Here is a 23,702-nt window from a genome sequence, read left to right on the forward strand (position 1 = left end):
TAACGCCCGGCGGTGGGCCCGCGCCGGGGGGCGGCGGGCAACGTCACGCAGCGTTCCGGCGGGCACCGCGGGGCGGCCCCGCTGGCGGGGATCCGCTACAACCATCACGTGGAACGACGCCCCCGACGCCGGCTCCGGTCGGCCACCGTGCAGCTCGGCGCCCTGACCGCCCTGGCCCTCGCCCTGTCCGGCTGCAACAACGGATACGACGACGACGATGACGACTGCGCCCTCGGTCCGGCGGGCGGGGGCGGCGACACGGTCGCCCTGGCCCTGCGGGTCCCCGCGCCGGCCACCGCCGCCCGGGACACCCCGGCGCCGGTCGCCGCGCCCCTGCCCGAGCGCGGCGGCTTCGGCACCCACCTCGCCTCCTGCGGGGGCTGACGTGCGGCGCGAGGCCAGCACGCCGCGCCCGGACTGGGACGCCACGGTCCGGGCCCAGGGCCTGGTGTACGTCGACACCGAGCTGCCCGACGGCGGCGTCATGTCGTACTGGGACGAGACCGCCGCGTACGCCTTCGAGCTGGACGAGGTGCTCCGGCTGGAGGAGGCCACCGAGGAGCTGCACCGGATGTCGGTGGCCGCGGCCGAGCACGTGGTGGCCCGCAACCGGTACGCCGAGTTCGGCATCCCGGAGTGGGCCGCCGAGGCGGTCGCCCGGTCGCTGCGGGAGGGGCCGCCGACCCTCTACGGCCGCTTCGACCTCTGGTACGACGGCAGCTGGCCGCCGAAGCTGCTGGAGTACAACGCCGACACCCCGACCGCGCTGGTCGAGGCGAGCATTGTGCAGTGGTACTGGCTGGAGCACACCCGGCCGGACGCCGACCAGTGGAACAGCCTGCACGAGCGGCTGGTCGGCGCCTGGGCGAAGATCGGCGCCGGCCTGCACGACCCGCGGGTGCACGTGGTCTGGTCCGCGGAGGAGGAGTCCGGCGAGGACCAGATCACCGCCGGCTACCTGGCCGAGACCGCCCGCCAGGCGGGGCTCGACGTCACGCTCCTGCCGATCCAGCGGGTCGGCTGGGACGGCCGGCGCTTCGTCGACGCCGCCGACCGGCCCGTCACCACCTGCTTCAAGCTCTACCCCTGGGAGTGGATGCTGGCCGAGCCGTACGGGCCGCCGGCGCTGGAGCCGGGCACCCCCACCACCTGGATCGAGCCCGCCTGGAAGCTGCTGCTGTCGAACAAGGCGCTGCTGGCGGTGCTCTGGGAGCTCTACCCGGGCCACGACTACCTGCTCCCCGCCTACCTCGACTCGCCGCGCGGGATGACCGGGTACGTGGCCAAGCCGCTGTTCGGCCGGGAGGGCGGCTCGGTGCGCATCGTCACCGGCGGCACCGAGATCACCAATCCGGGGATCTACGGCGACGAGGGCTTCTGCTACCAGGAGTTCCGGGCGCTGCCCGAATTCGGGGGCAGCCGGATGGTGCTGGGCAGCTGGATCGTGGACGGCGAATCGGCCGGCGCGGGCCTCCGGGAGAGCGAGAGCCTCATCACGGACGGTTACGCGCGGTTCCTGCCCCACTACATCGACGCGCCGCGTACCCCGTGAGTCGTCTACCGTTGGGGTCGTGAACTTCGACGCGTACGCCCGGACCGGTGTTGATCTCGTCAACGCCCGCCTGGACGACCTCGACGACCTGCGGGCCATCTTCCCGGACGACAACGCGTGGATGCGCGACGAGGTCGCCGACCGGGACCTGGCGATCTTCCGGCGGGCGCAGAAGCGCCTGCGCGACGTCTTCGAGTACGGCACCTCGGGCCGGGACGCCGAGGCGGTGACGGAGCTGAACACGCTGCTGGAGGCGTTCCCCGTCCAGCCGCGCATCTCCGGCCACGACTCCTCCGACTGGCACATGCACGTGACCAGCCGGGGCGCCTCGGTCAGCTCCGAATACCTGGCCGGCGCGGTCTGGGGCCTGTCGGTCTGGCTCTGCGAGTACGGCAGCGCCCGGTTCGGGGTCTGCGCCGACGAGCGCTGCGGCAACGTCTACCTGGACACCTCGTCGAACTGCTGCCGGCGGTTCTGCTCGGAGCGCTGCGCCACCCGCTCGCACGTGGCCGCGCACCGGGCCCGCAAGCGCGCCGCCGTGGGCGACCAGGTGACCGTCCCGACCCAGCCCGAACCGCTCACCCCGGTCAGCTGACCGGCACGTCCCCGGCGTCAGGCGTCGACCGGGGAGGGGGCGGTCAGGTGGGCCCGGGCGAACTCGAGGGACTCGCGCAGGTCCGCCTCGCGGACCGCGCGGCTCTTCGCGCCCCGGGTGGTCACCTCGACCGCCACCGAGCCGGCGAAGCCCCGCCCGGCCAGCGAGCGGAGCAGCTCCGCGCAGGGCTGGCCGCCGCGCCCGGGCACCAGGTGCTCGTCGCGCCCCTCGCCGGTGCCGTCACCCAGGTGCACGTGGGCCAGGGCGGACCCCATCCGGTCGGCCATGGCCAGGGCGTCGGTGTGCGAGGCCGCGCAGTGCGACAGGTCCAGCGTGTACGCGGCGTAGCCGGTGTCGGTCGGGTCCCAGCCCGGCACGTACGGGACGAACTGCCGGCCGGCCATCCGCACCGGGTACATGTTCTCCACGGCGAAACGCAGCCCGTCGAAGCGGCCGGCGATCCGGTCGAGGCCGTCGGCGAAGTTGCGGGCGTAGTCACGCTGCCAGGTGAACGGCGGGTGCACCACGACGGTGGGCGCCTCCAGCGTCTCGGCCAGCTCGGCGGCCCTGCGCAGCCGCTCCCACGGGTCGGGGCTCCACACCCGCTGGGTGACCAGCAGGCAGGGCGCGTGCACCGAGAGGACCGGGACGCCGTAGTGGTCGGCGAGGCCGCGCAGCGCGCCCGGGTCCTGGCTGACCGGGTCGGTCCAGACCATCACCTCGATGCCGTCGTAACCGAGCGTCGAGGCCAGCTGGAACGCCGCCGCGGTCCGCTCAGGGAAGACCGAGGACGTGGACAGGAGCACCGGAACGCGGGAAGTCACGCCCCTCAGGGTAGCCGCACCCGCCACCGCGCATCGGGACGAGCATCCGCAAAATACGTAGAACGGCAGGCCAGGATCACATCGGCGCCAGCTGATCCAGCCGGCGCAGGATGACCCCCTCGCGCAGCGCCCAGGGGCAGATGTCCAGGCTGTCCACGTCGAGCCGGCGCATCACCGCCTCGGCCACCACCGCCCCGGCGAGGAGCTGGTGGGCCCGCTGCGCGCTGACCCCCTCCAGCTCGGGCAACTGGGCCGGCGGGATGTGCCGGATGAACCCGAGCACCTGCCGCAGCCCGGTGCGGGTCAGGCTGCGCCGCGCCCAGAGCCCCGCCCCGGAGGGCGCCGCGCCGGCCAGCCGGGCCAGCGTCCGGAACGTCTTCGAGGTGGCCACCGGACGCTCCCAGCCGACCTCGGTGAGCTGCTCGACCACCGGGTCGAGCTGGGCGTCGACGTACTCCCGCAACTCCTCGACGGCCTCGGCCGGCGGGGGAACGATGCCGGCCGCGTCGACCTTCAGCCGCTCGCGGCTCAGCCGCCCCGCACCCAGCGGCAGCGAGACCGCCACGTCCGGGCCCTCGTCGATGCCGGCAGCCAGCTCCAGCGAGCCGCCCCCGATGTCCATCACGAGCAGCCGGCCGGCGGACCACCCGAACCAGCGCCGCACCGCCAGGAAGGTCATCCGCGCCTCGTCCGCGCCGGAGAGCACCTCCAGGCGTACGCCGGACTCGTCCCGGACCCGGGCCAGCACCTCGCCGGCGTTGGTGGCGTCACGGACCGCGCTGGTCGCGAAGGCCAGCAGGTCGTCGGCCTCCAGCCCGTCCGCGGCCGCCCGGGCCATGCTGACGGCCTTGACCAGCCCGTCCGCGCCCACATCGGTCAGCGCGCCGTCCGGGCCGATCTGCTCGGCCAGCCGGAGCACCACCTTCTCGGAGTGCGCCGGCCACGGGTGGGCGCCGTGATGGGCGTCGACCACCAGCAGGTGCACCGTGTTGGAACCGACGTCGAGGACACCCAGTCGCATGGTGACGACCCTAGGGCCAACACGTTTCGCCGGCTCGCCAGCCGGGTGGGGTCACCCCGCGTACGCTGGTCCGGGTGACTGGGCAGATCGAACTTCACGTGCTGGTGGACGACCCCGACGACCCGCGCAGCCGGGAGGTCGGGCTGGACTTCCCCCGGGAGTGGATCGAGTTCGTCGACCCGGCCGACGCCAAGCACCTGGTGCGGGCCGACCTGACGTGGCTGCTCTCCCGCTGGACGTGCATCTTCGGCCGGGGCTGCCACGGCATCGTCGCGGGCCGGGCCGCGGACGGCTGCTGCTCGCACGGCGCGTTCTTCACCGACGGCGACGACGAGAAGCGGGTCCGGGCGGCGGTCAAGCGGCTCACCCCGGAGACCTGGCAGCACTTCCGCCGGGGCTTCAAGAACTGGACCGAGAACGACACGATCGACGGGAAGAACCCGGCCCGGCGGACGGCCACCCGCGCCGTCGACGCGCCCTGCGTCTTCCTCAACGACGCCGACTTCCCCGGCGGGGGCGGCTGCGCCCTGCACGCCCAGGCGCTGCGCGACGGGGTGCACCCGCTGGAATACAAGCCGGACGTCTGCTGGCAGTTGCCGATCCGCCGCGACCAGGACTGGCACAAGCGGCCGGACAACACCAAGGTGCTGATCTCCACGCTCGCCGAGTTCGACCGGCGCGGCTGGGGCGCGGGCGGTCACGACCTGGACTGGTGGTGCACCTCCTCCACCGACGCGCACGTCGGCGCCGAGCCGATGTACATCTCCTACGGTCCGGAGCTGACCGCCCTGATCGGCGCCCCCGCGTACGCGAAGCTGGCCGAACTCTGCGCGGCCCGACTCCGCCAGGGCCAGGTCGCCCCGCACCCGGCCACCGAGGGCTAGTCCCGCCCGGCGACCGGCAGCACGACGACGCCGTCGTCGTCACTGTGCACCTCGGCTCCGGGCGGGAAGACGCAGTTGCCGAACGACACCGGCACGTCCCGCTCGCCGGCACCGGTCTTGGCGCTCTTGCGCGGGTTCGTGCCGAGCGCCTTGATGCCGATCGGCAGGGCACCGAGGGCGACGACGTCGCGGACCGCGCCGTTGATCACCACGCCGGCCCAGCCGTTCTCCGCGGCGGTGCCGGCGATGAGGTCACCCATGAGGGCGGTGTGCAGCGAGCCGCCGCCGTCCACCACCAGCACCCGTCCCTCCCCGGGTTCGGCCACGATCGACTTGACCAGGGCGTTGTCCTGGAAGCAGCGCACCGTGACGGCCCGGCCGGCGAAGGCCCGGACACCGCCGAACTGGCGTAGTTGGGTGTCGCACGAGCCGAGGGCGTCGCCGTGCCGGTCGTAGAGGTCGGCGGTCGTGGGGGTCTCCATGGTCGTACCTTCTCTCTCATTCAGGGGTTCGGGTCCGCGGGCGGTGACCGGTGCAGGCGGGTGGCGGCGACGGCCGCGCCGGCCAGGCCGGCCGCGGTGCAGCCGAGGACGCCGGCCGCGCCGGTGCCGGCGGCGAGCGCGCCGGCCGCGCTGGGGATGAGAACCTGACCGAGCCGGTTGCCGGTGAGCCGCAGCGACATCGCCCGGCCGCGCAGCCCGGGCGGGGCCACCTCGGCCAGGAACGACATGGTCAGCGGCTGGCCCGCGCCCAGCCCGAGCCCGGCCACCGCGACCACGACCACCAGGACCGCGAACGGCAGCGGTGGCAGCAGCAGGGCCAGCCCGACGGCGGAGAGCACCAGGGTGCCGACCAGCACGACCCGCCGGCCGAGGGCCGCCACCAGCCGGCCGAGCAGGAGCCGGGACGCCATCGAGGCGACCGCCCGGACCCCGAGCAGGATGCCGATCGCACCGGCGGCGATGCCGCGTTCCGCGCCGAGCGCGGGCAGGTAGACCAGGGTGATGTCGACCGCCGCCAGGACGACGCAGCTCACCGTGAGGGCACGGGCCAGGCCGGGCTCGCGGAGCAGGTCGCGCAGCCCACCGGCGCCGGGACCGTCGGCGGCCTGCCGGTGGTGCCCGGACGGGCGCAGGAACAGCGCGACGACCAGCAGCGGCAGCGCCACCACCGTGGCGCCGAGGAAGATGGCCCGGGTGTCGGGAATCGTGCGGTCCCCGCCGAAGAGCACGATCAGGCCAGGGCCGAGCGCCTGCCCCAGCGAGGCCGCGAAGGTGTAGTAGCCGAACGCGGCGTCGTACCGGTCGGCCGGGGTGCGGTTGGCGACCAGCGCCTGCTGGGCGACCACCGCGCAGAGGTGCGCGGTGCCGAGCGCCATGCTGGCCAGGACCAGGCCGGCCACCGAGCCGGCGAGCAGCACGAAGCCGAGGCCGGCGGCGACCAGCAGGGCCGACCCGGCGAGCGCGACGCGGCGCTCGCCGAGCCGGTCCACGGCGTGCCCGGAGGGCACGGCCAGCACCAGGGGTACGACGGCGAAGCTGGCCCCGAGCAGGCCCAGCCACGCCCCCGGCACGTCCAGCTCCAACGCCCGGTACGCGGACGCCGGCCGGAGCATGAAGGTGACCGCCTGCACCGCGACGGTGTGCGTGAGCAGAAGGCCGGTCTGGGCGCGCCCAGGGACCCCCGAGCCCCCGGGCGCCACTCAGTCGGCCTTCACGGCGAGCACCGGGCAGGGCACCCGGAGCAGGATCTCCTGCGCGGTCGAACCCATGATCAACTTGCCGACCGGGGAGCGGTGCCGGATGCCGATCACGACCAGCGACACGTCCTCCCGCTCGGCGATAACCGGCTCGTCGCGGAACCGGGCCTGCTCGATCGCGGCCCGCAGGGCCGCCTCGCCCAGCGGCGAGGGGACGTACCCCACCAGCACCGTCATGCCGTCACCGACCTCCCGCGCAGCGGACGGACGACGAACCGGCCGATCAGCGGCCAGAGGAGCACCACGGCGACCGTGGCGTAGATCAGCCAGGACACCCAGCCACCGATCAGCCCGTGCAGCTCACCGCCGGAGAGCTGCAACGCGCGCCGGCCCTGCAGCTCGGCCCGCGGGCCGAGGATGGTGCCGACGATCAGCGGCAGGATCGGCAGCCCGAAGCGGCGCATGCCGAAGCCGAGCAGGCCGAGGGCGAGCAGCAGGTACAGGTCGAACGGCTGCGCGTTGACCGCGTACGCGCCCATCGAGGCGAAGAAGAGGATCCCGGCGTAGAGATAGGGGCGCGGGATCCGCAGCAGCCGCGCCCAGGCCGGGGCGAGCGGCAGGTTGAGCACCAGCAGCAGCAGGTTGCCCACGAAGAGGCTGGCGATCAGCGTCCAGACCAGGCTGGACTCCCGCGTGAAGAGCAGCGGGCCGGGCTGGATGCCGTACCCCTCGAAGGCGGCCAGCATCACCGCGGCGGTGGCGTTGGTCGGCAGGCCGATCGCCAGCATCGGCACGAGCGTGCCGGCGGCCGAGGCGTTGTTCGCGGCCTCCGGCCCGGCGACGCCCTCGATCGCCCCCCGGCCGAACTCCTCCGGGTGCTTCGTCAGCTTCTTCTCGGTCACGTACGACAGGAAGGTGGGGATCTCCGCCCCGCCCGCCGGCACCGCGCCGAACGGGAACCCGAACGCCGTGCCGCGCAGCCACGGCTTCCAGGACCGCTTCCAGTCCTGCCTGCCCATCCACGGCTGGCCGACCGGGATCACCTCGCCGGACTTGCGGCGCAGGTGCGCGGCGATCCAGAGCGCCTCGCCCACGGCGAAGATGCCGACCGCCACCACAACCACGTCGATGCCGTCGGCGAGCTGCGGCAGCCCGAAGGTGAGCCGCTGCTGGCCGGACTGGTCGATGCCGATCACGCCGATCACGAGGCCGAGCAGCAGCGAGGCGAAGCCGCGTACCCGGGACGCGCCGAGCACCGCGGTGACGGACACGAACGCCAGCAGCATCAGCGCGAAGTAGTCGGGTGCGCCGAGGCTGATCGCGAACTGCACCACCGGCGGCGTGACCACCACCAGCAGCACGGTGGCGATGGTGCCGGCGACGAACGAGCCGATCGCGGCGGTGGCCAGCGCCTGTGCGGCCCGACCTGCCTTCGCCATCTTGTTGCCCTCGATCGCGGTCACCACCGACGAGGACTCGCCCGGGGTGTTCAGCAGGATCGAGGTGGTCGAGCCGCCGTACATGCCGCCGTAGAAGATGCCGGCGAACATGATGAAGGCCTGGGCCGGCTCCATCCCGTAGGTGACCGGCAGGAGCAGCGCCACGGTCATGGCCGGGCCGATGCCGGGCAGCACGCCGACGGCGGTGCCGATGGTCACCCCGATCAGCGCGAACAGCAGGTTCATCGGGGTCAGCACGTTGGCGAACCCGTCGAGCAGATTGGCGAAGTTGTCCATCTACAGGATCCCTTGCAAAACGCCGGCGGGCAGGTCGACGCCGAGCCCGATGGCGAAGGTGTAGAACGTGATCAACGACAGCGCGACGGCGATCAGCAGGTTGCGCACGTAGTGCCGGTTGCCGAGGGCATAGGCCGAACCCCAGAAGAGGATCGTCCCGCTGATCACCCAGCCGAGCCGGTCGATGAGCACGGCGTTGACCAGGAACGCGCCGATCAGCAGCAGCACGGTGCGCCAGTCGATGGGAAGGCTCAGATCGACGTCCTCGCCGGCCTCCGGCTCGCCGGCGCCGCCCCGGGCCACGTCCACCGCGTAGATCGCCGCGATGACGAGCAGCAGCACGCCGAGCAGGATCGGCACCGGCTTGGGGCCGATCGGGTCGGCCGTGTTGATCGCGCTCCCGATCCGGGTCGTGGCGTCGAAGATGACCAGCGCGCCGACCAGGGCGAGAAACGCACAGACGCCGTACTGCGCCCGGTCGGGCCGCGGTGCCGGCTCCGCTCCGTCCGCGGCGGCCTCCGGGCCCGGCTGCGCCGGGATGTCCGGTACGGCCGGGGGCCGGGACGGCAGGTCGCCGTCCCGGTCCGGTCGCGTCGTCAGGTCGCTCATGCCAACCCGAGCTGCTTGAGCACGTCGGCCACGGCCTTGTCCTGCTCGGTGAGGAAGCTGCCGAACTCGTCGCCGGTGACGAACGCGTCGGTCCAGCCGCGCTTCTTGAGCTCGGCCTTCCACTCCTCCGACTCGTGCATCTCGGTCAGCACGTCGATCCAGACCTTCTTGTCGGCGTCGCTGATGCCGGGCGGCGCGACGATGCCCCGCCAGTTCGTGAAGACGAGGTCGATGCCGGCGGACTTCAGGGTCGGCACGTCCTTGAGCGCCTCGATCGGCGCCTCGCTGGTGACCGCGAGGACCCGGATCTGGCCGGCCTCGACCTGGTCGAGGAACTCGCCGAACCCGCTGGCGGCGAAGGCCACCTTGCCACCGAGGACGGCGGGCAGCAGTTCGCCGCCGCCGTCGTACGAGACGAAGTTGACCTGGCGGGGGTCGATACCGACGGTCTTGGCGAGCTGCATGGGCAGCAGGTGGTCGGGGCCGCCGGGCGAGGACCCGCCGCCGACCGCGATGCCCTTCGGGTTGGCCTTCCACGCCGCGACCAGGTCGTTGATGGTCTTGTACGGGGAGTTCTTCGGCACCACGATGGCGCCGGCCTCCTCGATCAGCTTGGCCAGCGGGGTGGTCTGGGTCAGCGTCGCCGACGACTTGGAGGTGTACGAGGCACCGACCACGCCCAGGCCCATCTGCATGGCCAGCTTGCCGTTGCCCTTCTCGTTCACGGTCCGCTGGAGGCCGACCGTGCCGCCCGCGCCGGGCAGGTTGAACACCTGCACGCCGGTAGCGATCTTGGCGTCCTCCATGACCTTCGCGGCGGTCCGGGCGGTGGTGTCGTATCCGCCACCCGGGGTGTTCGGGACCATGATCCGCAGTCCGCTGACCGGCTTGCCGTCGCTTCCGGAGCCGGCCTCGTCCTTGTCGGCCGTGGCACCACAGGCTCCCAGGGCGAGCGCCGTCGCGGCGGCCACGCCCATGACCAGCAGGTTTCTCCTAGTTGCCATCATGTTTCTCTTCCGTTTCGAATGAGTCCGGCGGCAAGATGATGGCCTTCGGGCGGGTCTCCCGTCTGCGTTGTGTCACCAGCGGAAGTTGAGGTCTTTGTGGTCGCGGTCACGTCCCGGCGCCGTACGCTCGCCGGGCAGTTGCTGATTCTCCAGCTCGCGATCATCGTCGTGGTGCTGGTGGCGGTGGCCGCCGTGTCACTGGCCCAGTCCGAGGCCACCTTCAAGCGGGTGGAGGGGGATCGGGTGGCGGCGCTCGGCGAGCAGCTCGCCGCCGACAGACTGCTGCGCGACCGGCTCAACCAGCCGGCGCCGGCCGAGACGATCGCGCCGCTGGTGCAGAACATGGCGACCCGGTCAGGGGTGACCTCGGTGACCGTGGCCGACGCGCGGGGCCGGGTGGTCAGCTCCACCAACCCGACCCTGGTCGGCTCGCTGCTGGGCGACCGCCTGGTGGGTGAGGGCCGGAGCTGGTTCGGCGAGCTGGAGATCGACGGATCCCGGGAACTGGTCGCCCAGGTGCCGGTGCTCGGCGCCCGCGAGGAGAACCTGGGGCGCCTTCTGGGCGTGGTGGTGATCGGCGAGAAGTCGCCGACCTGGTCGGAACGGCTGGTGGGAGCCTCGTCCTACCTGCTCACCTACCTGGGCATCGCCTGCGGCCTGGGGGTGGTCGGGTCGTGGCTGCTGGCCCGCCGGATCAAGCGGCAGACCCTCGGGCTGGAGCCCCGGGAGATCGCCGGCCTGGCCGAGCACCGGGAGGCGTTGCTGCACGGCATCGCCGAAGGGGTGATCGCGCTGGACCCGCAGCACCGGATCACTCTCGTCAACGCGGTCGGTCGGCGCCTGCTCGACCTGCCCGAACACTGCCTCGGCCGCAGCCTCGCCGAGCTACGGATCAACGGGCGGCTGCGGGACGTGCTGGCCGGGGCGGGCAGCGGGCCCGAGGCCCGGGACCAGGTGGTGGTCCGGGGCGGGCGGGTGCTCGTGATGAACCGGATGACGGTCCGCAAGGACGGTCGCCGGCTCGGCTCCGTCACCACCTTGCGGGACCGGACCGAGCTGGCCCGGCTGGAGCAGGAGATCGGTGGGTTCCGCAGCACCACGGAGCTGCTCCGGGCGCAGACCCACGAATTCGCCAACCAGTTGCACACCATCTCCGGGCTGATCCAGATCGGCGAGCACGACGAGGTGGTCCGGTACGTCGACGCGCTGAGCCGGCACCGTGCCTCGCTCGACCTCACGGTGACCAGCCGGATCCACGACACGGCGGTGGCGGCGCTGCTCATGGCCAAATCGGCGCTGGCCGCCGAGCGCCGGGTGGAGTTGCGGGTCTCCGAACGGACCGGGCTGGACCGGCTGCCGCCGGAGCTGGCCGCGGACGTGGCCACCGTGCTCGGCAACCTGCTGGACAACGCCGTCGAGGCGGTGGGTGGCGACCTGTCCGACCGCCCCGCCTGGGTCGAGGTCGAGCTGCGCCAGGACGCCGCCTCGGTCGAGATCGTGGTCCGCGACTCCGGGCCAGGGGTGGCACCGGAGCTGGCACAGGAGGTCTTCACCCACGGTTTCACCACCAAGGCGGCCGAGGGCGGCGAGCGCGGCATCGGCCTGGCGCTCACCCGGCTGGTCTGCCACCGTCGCGGGGGCGAGGTCGCGGTGACCAACACCGACGAGGGCGCGATGTTCACCGCCCGGATGTCGGGCTGAGCAGCGTGCCGGAGGGAGCGCGATGATCGACGTACTCGTCGTCGACGACGACTTCATGGTGGCCCGGATCCACCGCGGCTTCGTGGAGCGGATCGCCGGCTTCCAGGTGGTGGGCACGGCCAGCACCGGCGAGGAGGCGGTCGCCGCGGTCGACCGGCTCCGCCCCGACCTGGTTCTGCTCGATCTCTACCTGCCGGACATGTTCGGCCTCGACGTGGTGACCCGGCTCCGGGCCGCCCGGCACGACTGCGACGTGCTCGTGATCAGCGCCGCCAGGGAGGCGGAGGCGGTCCGCCGGGCGGTCCGCTACGGCGCGGTCAACTACCTGCTCAAGCCGTTCGGCTTCGACGAGCTGCGCACCCGGCTGGAGCAGTACGCCGTCCGCCGTACCGCGCTGCGCGCGGCGGTCGTCGCCGACCAGGCCGACGTCGACCGGGTGCTGTCCCGCAGCGGCTCTCCGGCCGCCATCGCGAGCCTGCCCCGGGGCCTCAGCCCGGAGACCGCCGAGCTGGTGGAACGCGCCCTGCGCGAGCACTCCGGGACGCTCTCGGCCAGCGAGTGCGCCGACCGGGTCGGCATCTCCCGGGTCAGCGCCCGCCGCTACCTGGAGCACTTCTCCGCCGCCGGGCGGGCCGAGGTCACCCTGAAGTACGGGGCGGCCGGCCGCCCCGAACGCCGCTACACCTGGCTGGCCTGATTCTGTACGGCCGGCTCGGCACCGCCCTCTTCATCATCAAGGTCGTCCGCTCGCCCCGTTGATCATGAAGTTATTGCCCGATGGAAGCGCTATCCCAGGCAATAACTTCATGATCAACGGGCTGGGTCGGCTCGGGCTGGGCTGAGACGCGCTGGCCGGCACCCCGGTTGTCGGGGTGCCGGCCAGCGGTCGTTGTCTGGTCAGCTGTTCCAGTGCTGGGCGACGATGTCGGTGGCCTGCTGCTCCCACTGGGCGTAGGCGTCCGGGTAGGCCGAGACCTGCACGGTCTGCGCGGCCTCGGTCAGCGGCATGCTCTCCCAGCCGTCGACCTGCTTCAGGCCCTTCAGGAACGCCAGGGTGGAGTACTCGGGGTTGGTGATCTGCTCCGGCGTGCCCCAACCGCTGGTCGGGCGCTGCTGGAACAGGCCCAGCGAGTCGTGGTCATTCTTATCGCCGAGGTGGCCCAGGTTCTCCAGCTTCGACTCCTGCAGGCTCGTGGCGATGGAGATGACCGCGGCCCGCTCGGGCAGGCCGGCCTTCTTCGTCGCCGCGATGATCGCCTTGGCGTTCGCGGTCTGCTCGTCGTTCAGATCGATGTGCGACTGGGCGCCCTGCACACTCACCGCCACCGGCGCGGTATGCACCGGCTCAGCAGCGTGGGCGGCGATCGGACCGGCGAAGACACCACCGGTGAAAGCCAGACCAGCAATACCCAGCACACTCTTACGCAGCATCGTGTTCATTACGGATGGCTCCATTCGGGGGTTGGCGCACACAGCCGATGGGGGTCGGCGGTGTATCGGTGTGCGCAAGCACCGTCAGGCGCTCAAGAAAGTCTTGGGGGGATCAGCCGGCGCGCGGGGCGAAGCCACTTCGCAGCGCCGGGACCATGTACAACGACCGGCGGCCCACCGTCATTCCGGGCCCGGCACACCCACCTCACCGGCAGGCGGCCCACCCCGTCGAGCAGGGCCTGGTCCTCGGCCGTTCACGGGATACAACGACCCCCGCCCGCCCACCATTCCACCGTCGGGATGCCGCCGGTCACACGGCGAAACGGACATCCCGCCCAGGCCGACACGGTCGGTGGAACGGTATGGAGGTATCCCGGCACCGGAGACACACATGGCGTTCCACTCAGCGGGGCGGGGCCGGCGCGAGAGCGGACATTCGATCCCAAGCCGAGCCGGCCCGGGGCTGGGGCACCCGGGCTGAATCGGCCGCCGGTAGCCGGGCGAAGCCCGGTGGGGTCCGCGGTTCGCGTACCCCTTGGGGTTACGGGCGTGGAACCCGGCCGGCGGGCGAAGGCCGCGGCCCTGGCGAGCGGCGGCCGACTCACTCCGGTTCGCGGCGCCGGCGGCAACCACGTACTGCCGGACCCCGCGAACCCGTCACGGCTCGAACTTGTAGCCCAGGCCCCGGACCGTGACGATGTAGCGCGGGGCGGACGGCTCCGGCTCGACCTTGGAGCGCAGCCGCTTCACGTGCACGTCCAGCGTCTTGGTGTCGCCCACGTAGTCGGCGCCCCAGACCCGGTCGATGAGCTGCCCGCGGGTGAGCACCCGGCCGGCGTTGCGGAGCAGCAGCTCCAGCAGCTCGAACTCCTTGAGCGGGAGCTGCACGGCGCCGCCGTCGACGGTCACCACGTGCCGCTCGATGTCCATCCGGACCGGCCCGGCCGCCAGGGTCGGCCCACCCGACTCGGTCGCGTCGGCGGTCTGCCGGCGCAGGACGGCCCGGATCCGGGCGACCAGCTCACGCGGCGAGTACGGCTTGGTGACGTAGTCGTCGGCCCCGATCTCCAGGCCGACCACCTTGTCGATCTCACTGTCCCGGGCGGTGACCATGATGATCGGCACGTGGGACCGCTGCCGGAGCTGGCGGCAGACCTCGGTGCCCGACATCTCCGGCAGCATCAGGTCGAGCAGCACGATGTCGGCACCGGTCCGGTCGAACTCGGTGAGGGCGGAGGGACCCGTCGCGGCGACGGAGACCTCGAAGCCCTCCTTGCGGAGCATGTAGGACAGGGCGTCGGAGAACGATTCCTCGTCCTCCACCACCAGTACGCGGCTCAACGGGTGTTTCCTTTCCTGTCGGTCAGACCTGCCGGAGCTCGGCCGGGCCGGCCTCGATCTCAGCGGAGGAGAGTGTCGCCTCCAGGTCGTCCGGGGGGCGGGTGGGCAGCCGGAGGGTGAACGTCGACCCCCCACCAAGAGTGCTCGACACATCCACCCGGCCGCCATGGTTGCTGGCGATGTGTTTGACGATGGCCAGACCCAGGCCGGTGCCCCCGGTTGCCCGGGAGCGGGCCTGGTCGGCCCGGTAGAACCGCTCGAAGATCCGGTCGACCTCGTTCGGGGCGATGCCGATGCCCTGGTCGGCGACGGCGATCTCGACGTGCTCCTCGGTGGCCCGGGCGGTCACCCGGACGGTGGTGTCCTCGCCCGAGTAGTTGACGGCGTTCTCCACGAGGTTCGCCACGGCGGTGGCGAGCTGGGTGTCGCTCCCGTACGCGGTGAGCCCGCGCTGCCCGTCCACGACGATCTCCACGTGCCGGGCGCTGGCCGCCGTGCGGGTCCGGTCGATCACCTCGGCGATCACGCAGTCCAGCGAGACGGGCTCGGGGGCGGGCTGCGGCTCGGCGCCCTGGAGCCGGGTCAGCTCCAGCAACTCCTGCACCAGCCGGCCGAGCCGGGTCGACTCGTGCTGGATCCGCTCGGCGAACCGCCGGGCGGCGACCATGTCCTCGGACAGCTCGGCCGGCCCGTCGCCCGCCGGTTCGGTGGCGTCCACCAGCGCCTCGGCGAGCAGTTGGAGGGCGCCGATCGGGGTCTTCAGCTCGTGGCTCACGTTGGCCACGAAGTCGCGCCGTACCCGGGCCAGCCGGTGCGACTCGGTGACATCTGCCGCCTCGATCGAGATGTAGCCGGCGCCCAGCCCCATGGCGCGCAGGTGCACGCCGAGCGGGTTGTCGCCCGCGCTGTCGCGACCGCGGGGCAGGTCCAGCTCGATCTCACGGCGCACGCCCGTGCGGCGGACCTGCCCGGCGAGGGTACGGATCAGGGGGTGCGCGGCGATGGAGCCGGGTGTCGCCCCGGTGCGGAGCAGGCCCATCGCCCGAGCGGCGGGGTTCACCAGCACCGGCATGTCGTCCGCGTCGAGCACCACCACGCCGGCGCGCAGGGCGTCGACGGTCTTGCGGCCGAGCCCGGAGAGCCCGCCCTGCTGGTCGTCGGGAATCGCGAGCCTCCCTGAACTGCGGCGGGAGGTCCTGCCTCCCGGCGACGCCGACCGGCGTCGCCATTCCTGAACGGGTCCGGACAGCAGCAGGCCGGCGACCAGTCCGGTCACCAGCGCCACGGCCACCGCGACCGCCACCGCCCATTCCACTCGGCGATCGTAGGGTCATTGTTAACCCGGCGATCGGGCAGAACGGGACGAATCACTCTCACTTTCGGGAATGTTCACTCGCGGGTCCCGCGTCGTTCACCCGCGTTCATCTTGACGCCGGTTCCCCGGGCCTACCGTGGGTCGCGCACCTGCTCACGCCGTATCCGGCCATCCGGTCGGTGCGGCGAACACCGACCCCCCAGGAAGTGACGATGCGCGACGAGTTCCGGGCCGACCTGCAGATTGTCAGCCAGCTGCTGGTGGACATGGCCGAGGGGGTGCGGGCGGCCATGCGGCAGGCCACCCGGGGCCTGCTCACCGCGGACCGCTCGGCGTCCGAGACGGTGATCGCGCGGGACGCCGAGATCGACGAGCTGTACCGGCACGTGGAGGAGCGGGTCTGCGACCTGCTGGCCCGGCAGGCGCCGGTCGCCTCCGACCTGCGCGCCATGATCACCGCCCTGCACGTGGCCGCCGACCTCGAGCGGATGGGCGACCTCGCCGACCACGTCGCCAAGACGGCGCTGCGCCGGCACCCGTCACCGGCGGTGCCCGCCGAGCTGCGCCCGGTCTTCACCGACATGGCGGCCATCGCCGACCGGATGGCCGAGAAGATCGCCTCGGTGCTGGCGAAGCCCGACGCCGACCTGGCCGCCGAGCTGGACCGCGACGACGACACCATGGACGACCTGCACAAGAGCCTCTTCGGCGTGCTGCTCGGCGACGACTGGCCGTACGGGGTGGAGACCGCGATCGACGCGACCCTGCTGGGCCGCTTCTACGAGCGCTTCGCCGACCACGCGGTGAACGCCGGCGAGCACGTGGTCTACCTGATCACCGGCGAGACCACGCCCTCGGCGGGCTGAGCCGGACACGACGAAGGCCCCCGGTCACCCGGGGGCCTTCGTCGTCGGGTCAGCGGCCCTGGTTGGCGACCGCGGCGGCGGCTTCCTTGGCCGCGTCCGGGTCCAGGTAGGTCCCGCCGAGGACCTGCGGGCGCAGGTTCGGGTCCAGGTCGTAGCGCAGCGGGATGCCGGTGGGGATGTTCAGCTTGGCGATCGCCTCGTCGGAGATCTCGTCGAGGTGCTTGACCAGGGCGCGCAGCGAGTTGCCGTGCGCCGCCACCAGCACGGTCCGGCCGGCCAGGATGTCCGGCACGATCGAGTCGTACCAGTAGGGCAGCATCCGGTCGACGACGTCCTTGAGGCACTCCGTGCGCGGCATCAGCTCGGTGGGCAGCAGCGCGTAGCGGGGGTCGCCGACCTGCGACCACTCGTCGGCGTCGTCGATGGGCGGCGGCGGGGTGTCGTAGGACCGGCGCCAGAGCATGAACTGCTCCTCGCCGTACTCGTCCAGGGTCTGCTTCTTGTTCTTGCCCTGCAGGGCGCCGTAGTGGCGCTCGTTGAGCCGCCACGACCGGCGCACCGCGATCCAGTGCCGGTCCGCGGCGTTCAGCGCCAGCTCGGCGGTGCGGATCGCACGGCGCATGACGCTCGTGTGCACCACGTCGGGCAGCAGGTTGTGCTCGCGGAGCAGCTCACCGCCGCGCCGCGCCTCGGTCTCGCCCTTGGCCGTCAGGTCGACGTCGACCCAGCCGGTGAAGAGGTTCTTGGCGTTCCAGTCGCTCTCGCCGTGCCGCAGCAGGACCAGCGTCCCGACGGTGGGCCCCTCGCTCGCAGTCATGCGGATCATCCTGCCGTACCGCGTCGGCGGACACGCGGGGACGGGTCGTGACGACCGCCACGTGGAAAAGCTGATGACCGGCGTTCCGGGGCGGCACTAGGTTGTAAGGCACAGAGGATAGCTCGGTCATTACCAATCGGGGGCGCGGGGATGCGGACGGTGCGGGGCTGGTTCCGGGACACGACAGGCGGGCTGCCGAGGACCTTCTGGTACCTCTGGACCGGCACCCTCATCAACCGGCTCGGCTCGTTCGTCCTGGTCTTCCTGGCCATCTACCTCACCCAGGAGCGCGACTTCTCGGCCTCGCAGGCCGGCCTGGTCATCGGGCTGTGGGGCGTCGGCGGCGCGGTCGGCACCACGATCGGCGGCACCCTGACCGACCGGTGGGGACGCCGGCCCACCCTGCTCACGGCGCATCTCGGCGCGGCCACCATGATGGTGGCGCTCGGCCTGGCCCGGCCGCTCTGGGCGGTGGCGCTGGGTGCGCTGCTGCTCGGCACCTTCGCCGAGGCCGCCCGTCCCGCGTTCGGCGCCATGATGGTCGACGTGGTGCCGGAGAAGGACCGGCTGCGCGCCTTCTCGCTGAACTACTGGGCGATCAACCTGGGCTTCGCCTGCGCCGCGGTGCTGGCCGGCGTCGCCGCCCAGTCCGGCTACCTGCTGCTCTTCCTGGTCGACGCGGCGACCACGCTGGTCACCGCACTGATCATCTTCACCCGGGTCGGTGAGACCCGGTCGGCGCACGCCGGCTCGGTGAGCAAGGGTGCGGCCGCCCCCGCGGGCGCCCTGCGGACCATCCTCGGCGACCGGGTCTTCCTGGGCTTCGTGGCCCTCAACCTGTTCGGCGCGCTGGTCTTCCTCCAGCACATCTCGATGCTGCCGATCGCCATGGGCGACTCCGGGCTGAGCCCCGCGACCTACGGCTCGGTGATCGCGCTCAACGGCGTGCTGATCGTGGTCGGCCAGCTCTTCGTGCCCAAGCTCATCAGGGGGCGGAGCCGCTCGCACGTGCTGGCGCTCGCCGCGCTGGTCATGGGCGCCGGGTTCGGGCTCACCGCGTTGGCCGACACCGCCTGGCTCTACGGCCTGACCGTGCTGATCTGGACGGTCGGCGAGATGCTCAACTCGCCGTCCAACGCGACCCTCATCGCCGAGCTGTCGCCCGCCGCGCTGCGCGGCCGCTACCAGGGGGCCTTCTCACTCTCCTGGCAGCTCGCCGGCGCGACCGCGCCGGTCCTCGGCGGCCTGCTCCGGGAGCACGCCGGCAACACCGCGCTCTGGCTGGGCTGCGCCGTGGTCGGCGCCGTGATGGCGGTGGCCCACCTGATCTCCGGCCCGGCCCGGGAGCGGCGCGCGACCCGGCTCCGCGGCGCGGGCGCCCTGGTCACGCCGGTCACCGTGGTCCGGACCCCGGTGCCGGAGGCGGCCGAGGCCGCGGCCACCGCGCCCGCCGAACCGGTCCGCGCCGGCTCCTGAGGTACGCCATCCGGCGGTCGTGACCAGCGCCACCAGGCGAACGCCGGGACGGGCCACTACGGTCAGCAGGGCGGATCGGTTAACAAACTTTCCCAGGAGGACGGGTGCGCGGCCTGCGGCGCTGGTGGGACGACACGGCCGGCGGGCTCCCCGCCACCTTCTGGTACCTCTGGTCCGGGCTGCTCATCAACCGGGCCGGCGCCTTCGCCATGCTGTTCCTGTCGCTCTACCTGACGGCCGCGCGGGGCGCCTCGGCGTCGCTCGCCGGCCTGGTGGTCGGGGCGTACGGGGCCGGCGGCGCGGCCGGCACGCTGCTCGGCGGGGTGCTGGCCGACCGGTGGGGCCGGCGGTCCACCCTGCTCGCCGCCCACCTGGGCGCGGCCGGACTCATGGTGGCGCTGGCGTTCAGCCGGCACCTGGCCGTCATCGCCGTGCTGGCCGCGCTCGTCGGGGTGGTGCACTCGATGCCCAGCCCGGCGTTCGTGGCCGCCATCGTGGACGTGGTGCCGGAGGCCCGCCGCTCCCGCGCGTTCAACCTCCAGTTCTGGGCGTTCAACCTGGGGATGGCGGTGGCCTCGCTGCTGGCCGGGGTGCTCGCCGAGGCGAGCTTCCTGGCGCTGTTCCTGGTCGACGCCGCGGCGACGCTGGCGGCCGCCGTGGTCATCGCGCTGAAGGTCCCGGAGACCCTCACCCGCCGCCCGGCGGTCACCGTGCGCGCGGTGGCGGGCCGGCGGCCCGGGCTGCACACCGCGCTGACCGACCGCACCTTCCTGACCTTCGTCGGGCTGACCTTTTTGCTGGCCGTGCTCACCATGCAGACCTCAACGATCATGCCGCTCGCGATGCGGGCCGACGGCCTGAGCCCCTCGGCGTACGGGCTGGTGGTGGCGCTCGGCGGCGCGCTGATCGTGGTCGGGCAGCTCTTCGTGCCCCGGCTCATCGAGCCCTTCCGGAAGTCGACCGTCCTGGCGGTCTCCACCGGGCTCATGGCGCTCGGCTTCGGGGCGCTGACCGTCGCCGACGGACTGCCGCTCTACCTGGGCGCGGCGGTGGTGTGGACGGTCGGCCAGATGCTCGCCGCGCCGCCGAACGCGCAGATCAACGCGGATCTCGCGCCGCCCGAGCTGCGCGCCCGCTACCAGTCGGTGTTCTACCTGACCTTCCCGGCCGCGTCCTTCGTGGCGCCGGCGCTGGGCGGGCTCAGCCTCCAGCATCTGAATGAGCGACACTGGCTGGTGGTGGGCGCCCTGGGCCTGGTCGCGGCGGCCGGTCATCTGCTGGCGGGGCCGCCCCGGGAACGCCGGGTCGCCGCGCTGCGGGCGGCGGCGGAACGGTCGAAGACGGTGCCGGCGGGGCGCTGACCCTCCCCGGAAACGGCTCGAGCGCCCACCACGACCCCCGTCGTGATGGGCGCTCGCACCGTACGCCCGGCGGCGGCGGGCGACCCTCACCCCCGTAAGCGTCGCCCGCTCGCGCCGCCGGTTCCACGGATGGCACCGTCCCCCAACGGTGTGCTCCATCCGATCCTCGCACCTCGCTTGCGCGGATCTGATCGATCCGCCGCTCCCCCGAACGATTCCAAGCGTGGCGCGGTGCAATAAAGTTAGTTCGCCCGGATTCCGGATTCAACCCGGATCGCTGTCTTACCCGTCACAGCATCCGTGTCGGAAACCCGGCTGTCCCTGCTCCGGTCTCTTCCCTGGCCAACAAGCGAATCCCCGTCGGCCATTCCCCTAAACCTCAGCCGTCCTCGCGATTCGGGTTCTCGGTCCGGAAGAAGTTGCTCTGCCGGCCGTCCCGCATCTGCTCCTGGTAGATCAGGTTCAGGCCGCGCAGGTCGAACGTCCGGAACCAGTCGTCCCAGCTCACCTCACGGATTCGGCTGCTCTCCCGGTATCCGGGGATGTTGAACGTCAGCACGCCGGGTCGGTCGCCGCGCTCGGTGCCGGCGATCGTGGCCGGCTTGGCGTTGCGGGCCCGGGCCCAACGCTGGATGACCTCGTGGTTGGTCGTCACCAGGCTCCGCCCCGGACGCTCGGGACGATCGTCCAGGGACATGATCTGCTGGGACGAACTCACCGACCGGGACGCCGACCGCCCGCTCCGGATCCGGGTGGTCGTTGCGGCCGTACCCCGTGCCCGGGCCGGCCCGGCCGCGGCGGGCGCCTTCTTCGCGGGCGCCGCCTTGGCAGCCGTCTTCCTCGCCGGGGCCGCCTTCGCGCGGGCGCCCGCCGCCTTCCTCGCGGGCGCCGCCTTGGCGCGGGTGCCCGCCGCCTTCTTCGCGGGCGCCGCCTTCGCGCGGGCGCCGGTGGCCTTCGCGGCCGGTGCGGCCTTGGCCCGCGACGGCGCGGTCCGGCGCGCCGCGGTCGTCTTCTTGGCCGCGGCCGTCTTCTTCGTCGCGGACGGCCGGCCCGCCGGGCCGGTGCTCTTCCGGGCCGCCCCGCCCTGTTCGGACCGCAGCGTCCGGACCATGGTCTTCACCAGGTCCGGCTTGCGCATGGCGGAGATCCCGGAGACCCCGCGCCGGCGCAGCTGGCCCCGGATGTCGTCGACCCTCATCCGGGAGATCTCGGATTCGTTGATGCCCGGGGTGTTCGGAGTCTGGTTGCCGGGCTTGCGTTTGGTCGCAGTCGTGCCGCGACTTGAGCTGTTCCGCTGAGCCATGGGACACGCTCCTCGACAGTCCGTCCTCGGCACGCGGTGGGTCCCAAGTGCCGCACCGCGCGGTGCGGCATACCCGTCAGGACGGGTCCGAACCTCCGGCGGCCGAGCCGGCCGGGGCCGAGGGCTCGAAGAGGTGGGCGAACGCGGCCAGATTGGCCGTCGACTCGCCCCGCTTGACCCGCCACTCCCACTCCCGGCGGATGGCGGTGCCGAAGCCGATCTCCAGCATGCTGTCGAAGGACTCGTCGGCGTAGGTCAGCACCGCCCCGAGCAGGCGGTCCAGCTCGTCCTCGTCGACCCCGGACAGGTTGACCCGCCCGGTCAGGTAGACGTCGCCGACCGCGTCGATGGAGAAGGACACCGCGTACATCCGGGCGTTGCGCTGGAGCAGCCAGGCCCACAGCTCCTCGCGGCGCTCGTCGGGCTGGCGCATCACGAACGCCTCGACCCGCAGCGCGTGCTCGCCGACGATGAGGTTGCAGATCGTCTTGAGCTTGTGGGTGCCCGGCAGGGTGACCGCGTACGACGTCTCGCCGGTGGACTCCCACTCCAGCTCGCGCTCGGCGCAGACGGCCTCGATCAGCGCGGCGACCTCACTCCTGCGGCTCATCGCACCCACTCTACGGCCGAGCACCGGAGGCCGCCGGGCCGGCGGCGCTCACCAGGAACAGGTGAGGGCGGGGTCGCCGAGCCGGCCGGCCAGCCGGACCCGGTGCTCGGCGATCGCCTCGCCGTAGACGGCGAGCAGGCTGGAAGCCGTGCGATTCCAGGAGAAGTCGCGGGCGTGCCGTTGGGCGCCCCGGGCCAGGGTGGCCCGGCGCAGCCGATCGGGCAGCAGGCGGGCCAGCGTACGGGCCCAGTCGACCGGATCGTGGCCGTCGATGAGGACGCCGCTGACGCCGTCCCGGACGGCGGTGACCAGCCCGCCCACGGCGGCGGCCAGCACCGGCGTGCCGCAGGCCTGGGCCTCCAGCGCGACCAGCCCGAACGACTCGTTGTGCGAGGGCACCGCGACCAGGTCGGCCGCGCGGTAGAGGGCGGGCAGGTCGTCGCCGGTCTGCGGCGGGAGGAACCGCACCCGGTCGGCCACGCCGAGCGAGCCGGCAAGCTCGATGAGGGCGGTGGGCCGGTCCAGCCCGGTGCCGCTCGGGCCGCCGCAGATCACCACGGTCACCTCGTCGGCGAGGGCGGGTTCCCGCTCGCGCAGCGCGGCGACCGCCCGGATCAGCACGTCGGGGGCCTTGAGCGGCTGGATCCGGCCGACGAAGGCCACCACGTAGCCGCCGGTCGGCAGGCCGAGGCGGCGGCGGGCCGCCAGCATGGCCGCGTCCCGGTCGCCGGGGGCCGGGCGGAAGCGGTCCAGGTCCACGCCGGGCTCCACCACGGCCACCCGGGCCGGCTCGGCGTCGTACCGGTCGATGAGGTCGCGGGCCTCGACCCGGGTGTTGGCGACCAGCCGGTCGGACTCGGCGACCACCTGCTCCTCGCCGATGACGCGGGCCTTGGGCTCGGGCCGGTCCCCGGCGGCGAGCTGGGCGTTCTTGACCTTGGCCAGGGTGTGCGCCGTGTGCACCAGCGGCACGCCCCAGCGCTCCTTGGCCAGCCAGCCCACCTGACCGGAGAGCCAGTAGTGCGAGTGGATCAGGTCGTAGTGGCCCGGCGGGCGGGCCGCCTCGGCGCGCAGGACCCCGGCCGTGAAGGCGCAGAGCTGGCCGGGCAACTCCTCCTTGGTGAGCCCCTCCAGGGGCCCGGCCATGACGTGCCGGACGCTCACCCCGGGCGCCATCTCGACCACCGGCGGCAGGTCGCCGGAGGTGGCCCGGGTGAAGATCTCCACCTCGACGTCGGCCTCGGCCAGCCGCCGGGCGACCTCCAGGATGTAGACGTTCATGCCGCCGGCGTCGCCCGTGCCGGGCTGGTGCAGCGGCGAGGTGTGCACGGAGAGGGTGGCGATGCGGCGCGGCCGGGGCCACGGCAGGGCACCTCGCTGACGACCGACACCGGTGTGCAAATCCGCCACGTCCGCTCCCTCTGTCACGGTTGATGCCGTCCCGCACGACCGGCGCTTCTCGGTCAACCTCCGCGCCGGATGTCATCTTCCCCATCGGGCTTCGGAAATGCGCCGCGGCGGGTCCCCGGCGTGACGGACCTCATCACCGCGCCG

General features: G+C 72.8%; 24 protein-coding genes. 9 read left to right on the forward strand and 15 right to left on the reverse strand.

Annotated elements, in window-relative coordinates:
* Nucleotides 1–108 precede the first annotated feature (108 nt).
* From ABZS80_RS08455 to ABZS80_RS08465, 3 genes are read left to right on the forward strand one after another with little or no spacing between them, the layout of a single operon-like run.
* Nucleotides 109–384, forward strand: coding sequence for a hypothetical protein (locus ABZS80_RS08455; protein ID WP_355055116.1), 276 nt, complete (start codon nucleotides 109–111; stop codon nucleotides 382–384).
* 1 nt (nucleotide 385) lies between these two features.
* On the forward strand, nucleotides 386–1,552 hold the full coding sequence (locus ABZS80_RS08460; RefSeq protein ID WP_355055117.1) for a glutathionylspermidine synthase family protein: 1,167 nt from the start codon (nucleotides 386–388) through the stop codon (nucleotides 1,550–1,552).
* Between the two features lie 19 nt (nucleotides 1,553–1,571).
* Nucleotides 1,572–2,147: a CGNR zinc finger domain-containing protein gene (locus ABZS80_RS08465; RefSeq protein WP_151460872.1), complete on the forward strand. Its 576-nt coding sequence runs from the start codon at nucleotides 1,572–1,574 to the stop codon at nucleotides 2,145–2,147.
* A gap of 17 nt (nucleotides 2,148–2,164) precedes the next feature.
* On the opposite strand, the gene ABZS80_RS08470 is transcribed toward ABZS80_RS08465, so the two are convergent.
* Together ABZS80_RS08470 and ABZS80_RS08475 are read right to left on the reverse strand one after the other, a co-directional pair.
* Nucleotides 2,165–2,971, reverse strand: coding sequence for a sugar phosphate isomerase/epimerase (locus tag ABZS80_RS08470; protein ID WP_192579694.1), 807 nt, complete (start codon nucleotides 2,969–2,971; stop codon nucleotides 2,165–2,167).
* A 76-nt stretch (nucleotides 2,972–3,047) separates the two neighbouring features.
* The gene (locus tag ABZS80_RS08475) at nucleotides 3,048–3,992 is read right to left on the reverse strand and encodes a Ppx/GppA phosphatase family protein (RefSeq protein ID WP_151460873.1); all 945 of its coding nucleotides are present in this window, start codon (nucleotides 3,990–3,992) and stop codon (nucleotides 3,048–3,050) included.
* Nucleotides 3,993–4,066: 74 nt separating this feature from the next.
* Between ABZS80_RS08475 and ABZS80_RS08480 the strand changes: the two genes are divergently transcribed.
* The gene (locus ABZS80_RS08480) at nucleotides 4,067–4,876 is read left to right on the forward strand and encodes a hypothetical protein (protein ID WP_151460874.1); all 810 of its coding nucleotides are present in this window, start codon (nucleotides 4,067–4,069) and stop codon (nucleotides 4,874–4,876) included.
* Here ABZS80_RS08480 and rraA read toward each other — a convergent pair.
* The 6 genes from rraA to ABZS80_RS08510 all read right to left on the reverse strand — a co-directional run bounded on the left by rraA (nucleotide 4,873) and on the right by ABZS80_RS08510 (nucleotide 9,924).
* Complete coding sequence (rraA, locus tag ABZS80_RS08485; RefSeq protein ID WP_151460875.1) at nucleotides 4,873–5,358, reverse strand: ribonuclease E activity regulator RraA; 486 nt, start codon at nucleotides 5,356–5,358, stop codon at nucleotides 4,873–4,875. The two genes, ABZS80_RS08480 and rraA, sit on opposite strands and share 4 nt — an antisense overlap.
* 20 nt (nucleotides 5,359–5,378) lie before the next feature.
* Nucleotides 5,379–6,509: an MFS transporter gene (locus ABZS80_RS08490; protein WP_355055118.1), complete on the reverse strand. Its 1,131-nt coding sequence runs from the start codon at nucleotides 6,507–6,509 to the stop codon at nucleotides 5,379–5,381.
* 69 nt (nucleotides 6,510–6,578) lie between these two features.
* The gene (locus ABZS80_RS08495) at nucleotides 6,579–6,812 is read right to left on the reverse strand and encodes a universal stress protein (RefSeq protein WP_355055119.1); all 234 of its coding nucleotides are present in this window, start codon (nucleotides 6,810–6,812) and stop codon (nucleotides 6,579–6,581) included.
* Nucleotides 6,809–8,311 (reverse strand): tripartite tricarboxylate transporter permease, encoded by a 1,503-nt coding sequence (locus tag ABZS80_RS08500; protein ID WP_355055120.1) that lies wholly within the window; start codon nucleotides 8,309–8,311, stop codon nucleotides 6,809–6,811. The genes ABZS80_RS08495 and ABZS80_RS08500 overlap by 4 nt, the downstream gene beginning before the upstream one ends.
* The gene (locus ABZS80_RS08505; protein ID WP_355055121.1) at nucleotides 8,312–8,920 is read right to left on the reverse strand and encodes a tripartite tricarboxylate transporter TctB family protein; all 609 of its coding nucleotides are present in this window, start codon (nucleotides 8,918–8,920) and stop codon (nucleotides 8,312–8,314) included.
* Nucleotides 8,917–9,924 (reverse strand): tripartite tricarboxylate transporter substrate binding protein, encoded by a 1,008-nt coding sequence (locus ABZS80_RS08510; RefSeq protein ID WP_355055122.1) that lies wholly within the window; start codon nucleotides 9,922–9,924, stop codon nucleotides 8,917–8,919. Before ABZS80_RS08510 ends, ABZS80_RS08505 begins: the two co-directional genes overlap by 4 nt.
* A gap of 141 nt (nucleotides 9,925–10,065) precedes the next feature.
* Here ABZS80_RS08510 and ABZS80_RS08515 point away from each other — a divergent pair, with 141 nt between their 5' ends.
* The gene (locus ABZS80_RS08515; protein WP_355055123.1) at nucleotides 10,066–11,628 is read left to right on the forward strand and encodes an ATP-binding protein; all 1,563 of its coding nucleotides are present in this window, start codon (nucleotides 10,066–10,068) and stop codon (nucleotides 11,626–11,628) included.
* Nucleotides 11,629–11,650: 22 nt separating this feature from the next.
* Nucleotides 11,651–12,325: a response regulator gene (locus tag ABZS80_RS08520; RefSeq protein ID WP_355055124.1), complete on the forward strand. Its 675-nt coding sequence runs from the start codon at nucleotides 11,651–11,653 to the stop codon at nucleotides 12,323–12,325.
* A gap of 200 nt (nucleotides 12,326–12,525) precedes the next feature.
* Here ABZS80_RS08520 and ABZS80_RS08525 read toward each other — a convergent pair whose 3' ends face one another.
* The 3 genes from ABZS80_RS08525 to ABZS80_RS08535 all read right to left on the reverse strand — a co-directional run bounded on the left by ABZS80_RS08525 (nucleotide 12,526) and on the right by ABZS80_RS08535 (nucleotide 15,715).
* Nucleotides 12,526–13,068 (reverse strand): hypothetical protein, encoded by a 543-nt coding sequence (locus ABZS80_RS08525; protein WP_355055125.1) that lies wholly within the window; start codon nucleotides 13,066–13,068, stop codon nucleotides 12,526–12,528.
* 648 nt (nucleotides 13,069–13,716) lie between these two features.
* Entirely contained in the window at nucleotides 13,717–14,400 is a 684-nt protein-coding gene (locus tag ABZS80_RS08530; RefSeq protein ID WP_355055126.1) for a response regulator transcription factor, read from the reverse strand.
* A 22-nt stretch (nucleotides 14,401–14,422) separates the two neighbouring features.
* On the reverse strand, nucleotides 14,423–15,715 hold the full coding sequence (locus ABZS80_RS08535) for an ATP-binding protein (RefSeq protein ID WP_355055127.1): 1,293 nt from the start codon (nucleotides 15,713–15,715) through the stop codon (nucleotides 14,423–14,425).
* A 212-nt stretch (nucleotides 15,716–15,927) separates the two neighbouring features.
* Between ABZS80_RS08535 and phoU the strand changes: the two genes are divergently transcribed.
* Nucleotides 15,928–16,581 carry a phosphate signaling complex protein PhoU gene (phoU, locus tag ABZS80_RS08540; RefSeq protein ID WP_355055128.1) on the forward strand — a complete coding sequence of 218 codons (654 nt, stop codon included), beginning with the start codon at nucleotides 15,928–15,930 and terminating at the stop codon, nucleotides 16,579–16,581.
* A gap of 49 nt (nucleotides 16,582–16,630) precedes the next feature.
* Here the strand turns inward: phoU and ABZS80_RS08545 are convergent, their stop codons facing one another.
* Complete coding sequence (locus ABZS80_RS08545; RefSeq protein WP_355055129.1) at nucleotides 16,631–17,398, reverse strand: phosphoglyceromutase; 768 nt, start codon at nucleotides 17,396–17,398, stop codon at nucleotides 16,631–16,633.
* A gap of 150 nt (nucleotides 17,399–17,548) precedes the next feature.
* Here ABZS80_RS08545 and ABZS80_RS08550 point away from each other — a divergent pair, with 150 nt between their 5' ends.
* Both ABZS80_RS08550 and ABZS80_RS08555 read left to right on the forward strand, forming a co-directional pair.
* Nucleotides 17,549–18,874: an MFS transporter gene (locus ABZS80_RS08550; protein WP_355055130.1), complete on the forward strand. Its 1,326-nt coding sequence runs from the start codon at nucleotides 17,549–17,551 to the stop codon at nucleotides 18,872–18,874.
* A gap of 104 nt (nucleotides 18,875–18,978) precedes the next feature.
* Nucleotides 18,979–20,235: an MFS transporter gene (locus ABZS80_RS08555; RefSeq protein WP_355055131.1), complete on the forward strand. Its 1,257-nt coding sequence runs from the start codon at nucleotides 18,979–18,981 to the stop codon at nucleotides 20,233–20,235.
* Nucleotides 20,236–20,614: 379 nt separating this feature from the next.
* On the opposite strand, the gene ABZS80_RS08560 is transcribed toward ABZS80_RS08555, so the two are convergent.
* The 3 genes from ABZS80_RS08560 to mshA form a co-directional block, all read right to left on the reverse strand.
* Nucleotides 20,615–21,538 carry a hypothetical protein gene (locus ABZS80_RS08560; RefSeq protein WP_355055132.1) on the reverse strand — a complete coding sequence of 308 codons (924 nt, stop codon included), beginning with the start codon at nucleotides 21,536–21,538 and terminating at the stop codon, nucleotides 20,615–20,617.
* A gap of 76 nt (nucleotides 21,539–21,614) precedes the next feature.
* Nucleotides 21,615–22,148 carry a YbjN domain-containing protein gene (locus ABZS80_RS08565; RefSeq protein WP_355055133.1) on the reverse strand — a complete coding sequence of 178 codons (534 nt, stop codon included), beginning with the start codon at nucleotides 22,146–22,148 and terminating at the stop codon, nucleotides 21,615–21,617.
* A gap of 48 nt (nucleotides 22,149–22,196) precedes the next feature.
* The gene (gene mshA / locus ABZS80_RS08570; protein ID WP_355055134.1) at nucleotides 22,197–23,558 is read right to left on the reverse strand and encodes a D-inositol-3-phosphate glycosyltransferase; all 1,362 of its coding nucleotides are present in this window, start codon (nucleotides 23,556–23,558) and stop codon (nucleotides 22,197–22,199) included.
* Nucleotides 23,559–23,702: the final 144 nt, after the last annotated feature.

Origin of the sequence: Micromonospora sp. NPDC005305, from assembly GCF_040607315.1 — a bacterium.
GTDB lineage: Bacteria > Actinomycetota > Actinomycetes > Mycobacteriales > Micromonosporaceae > Micromonospora.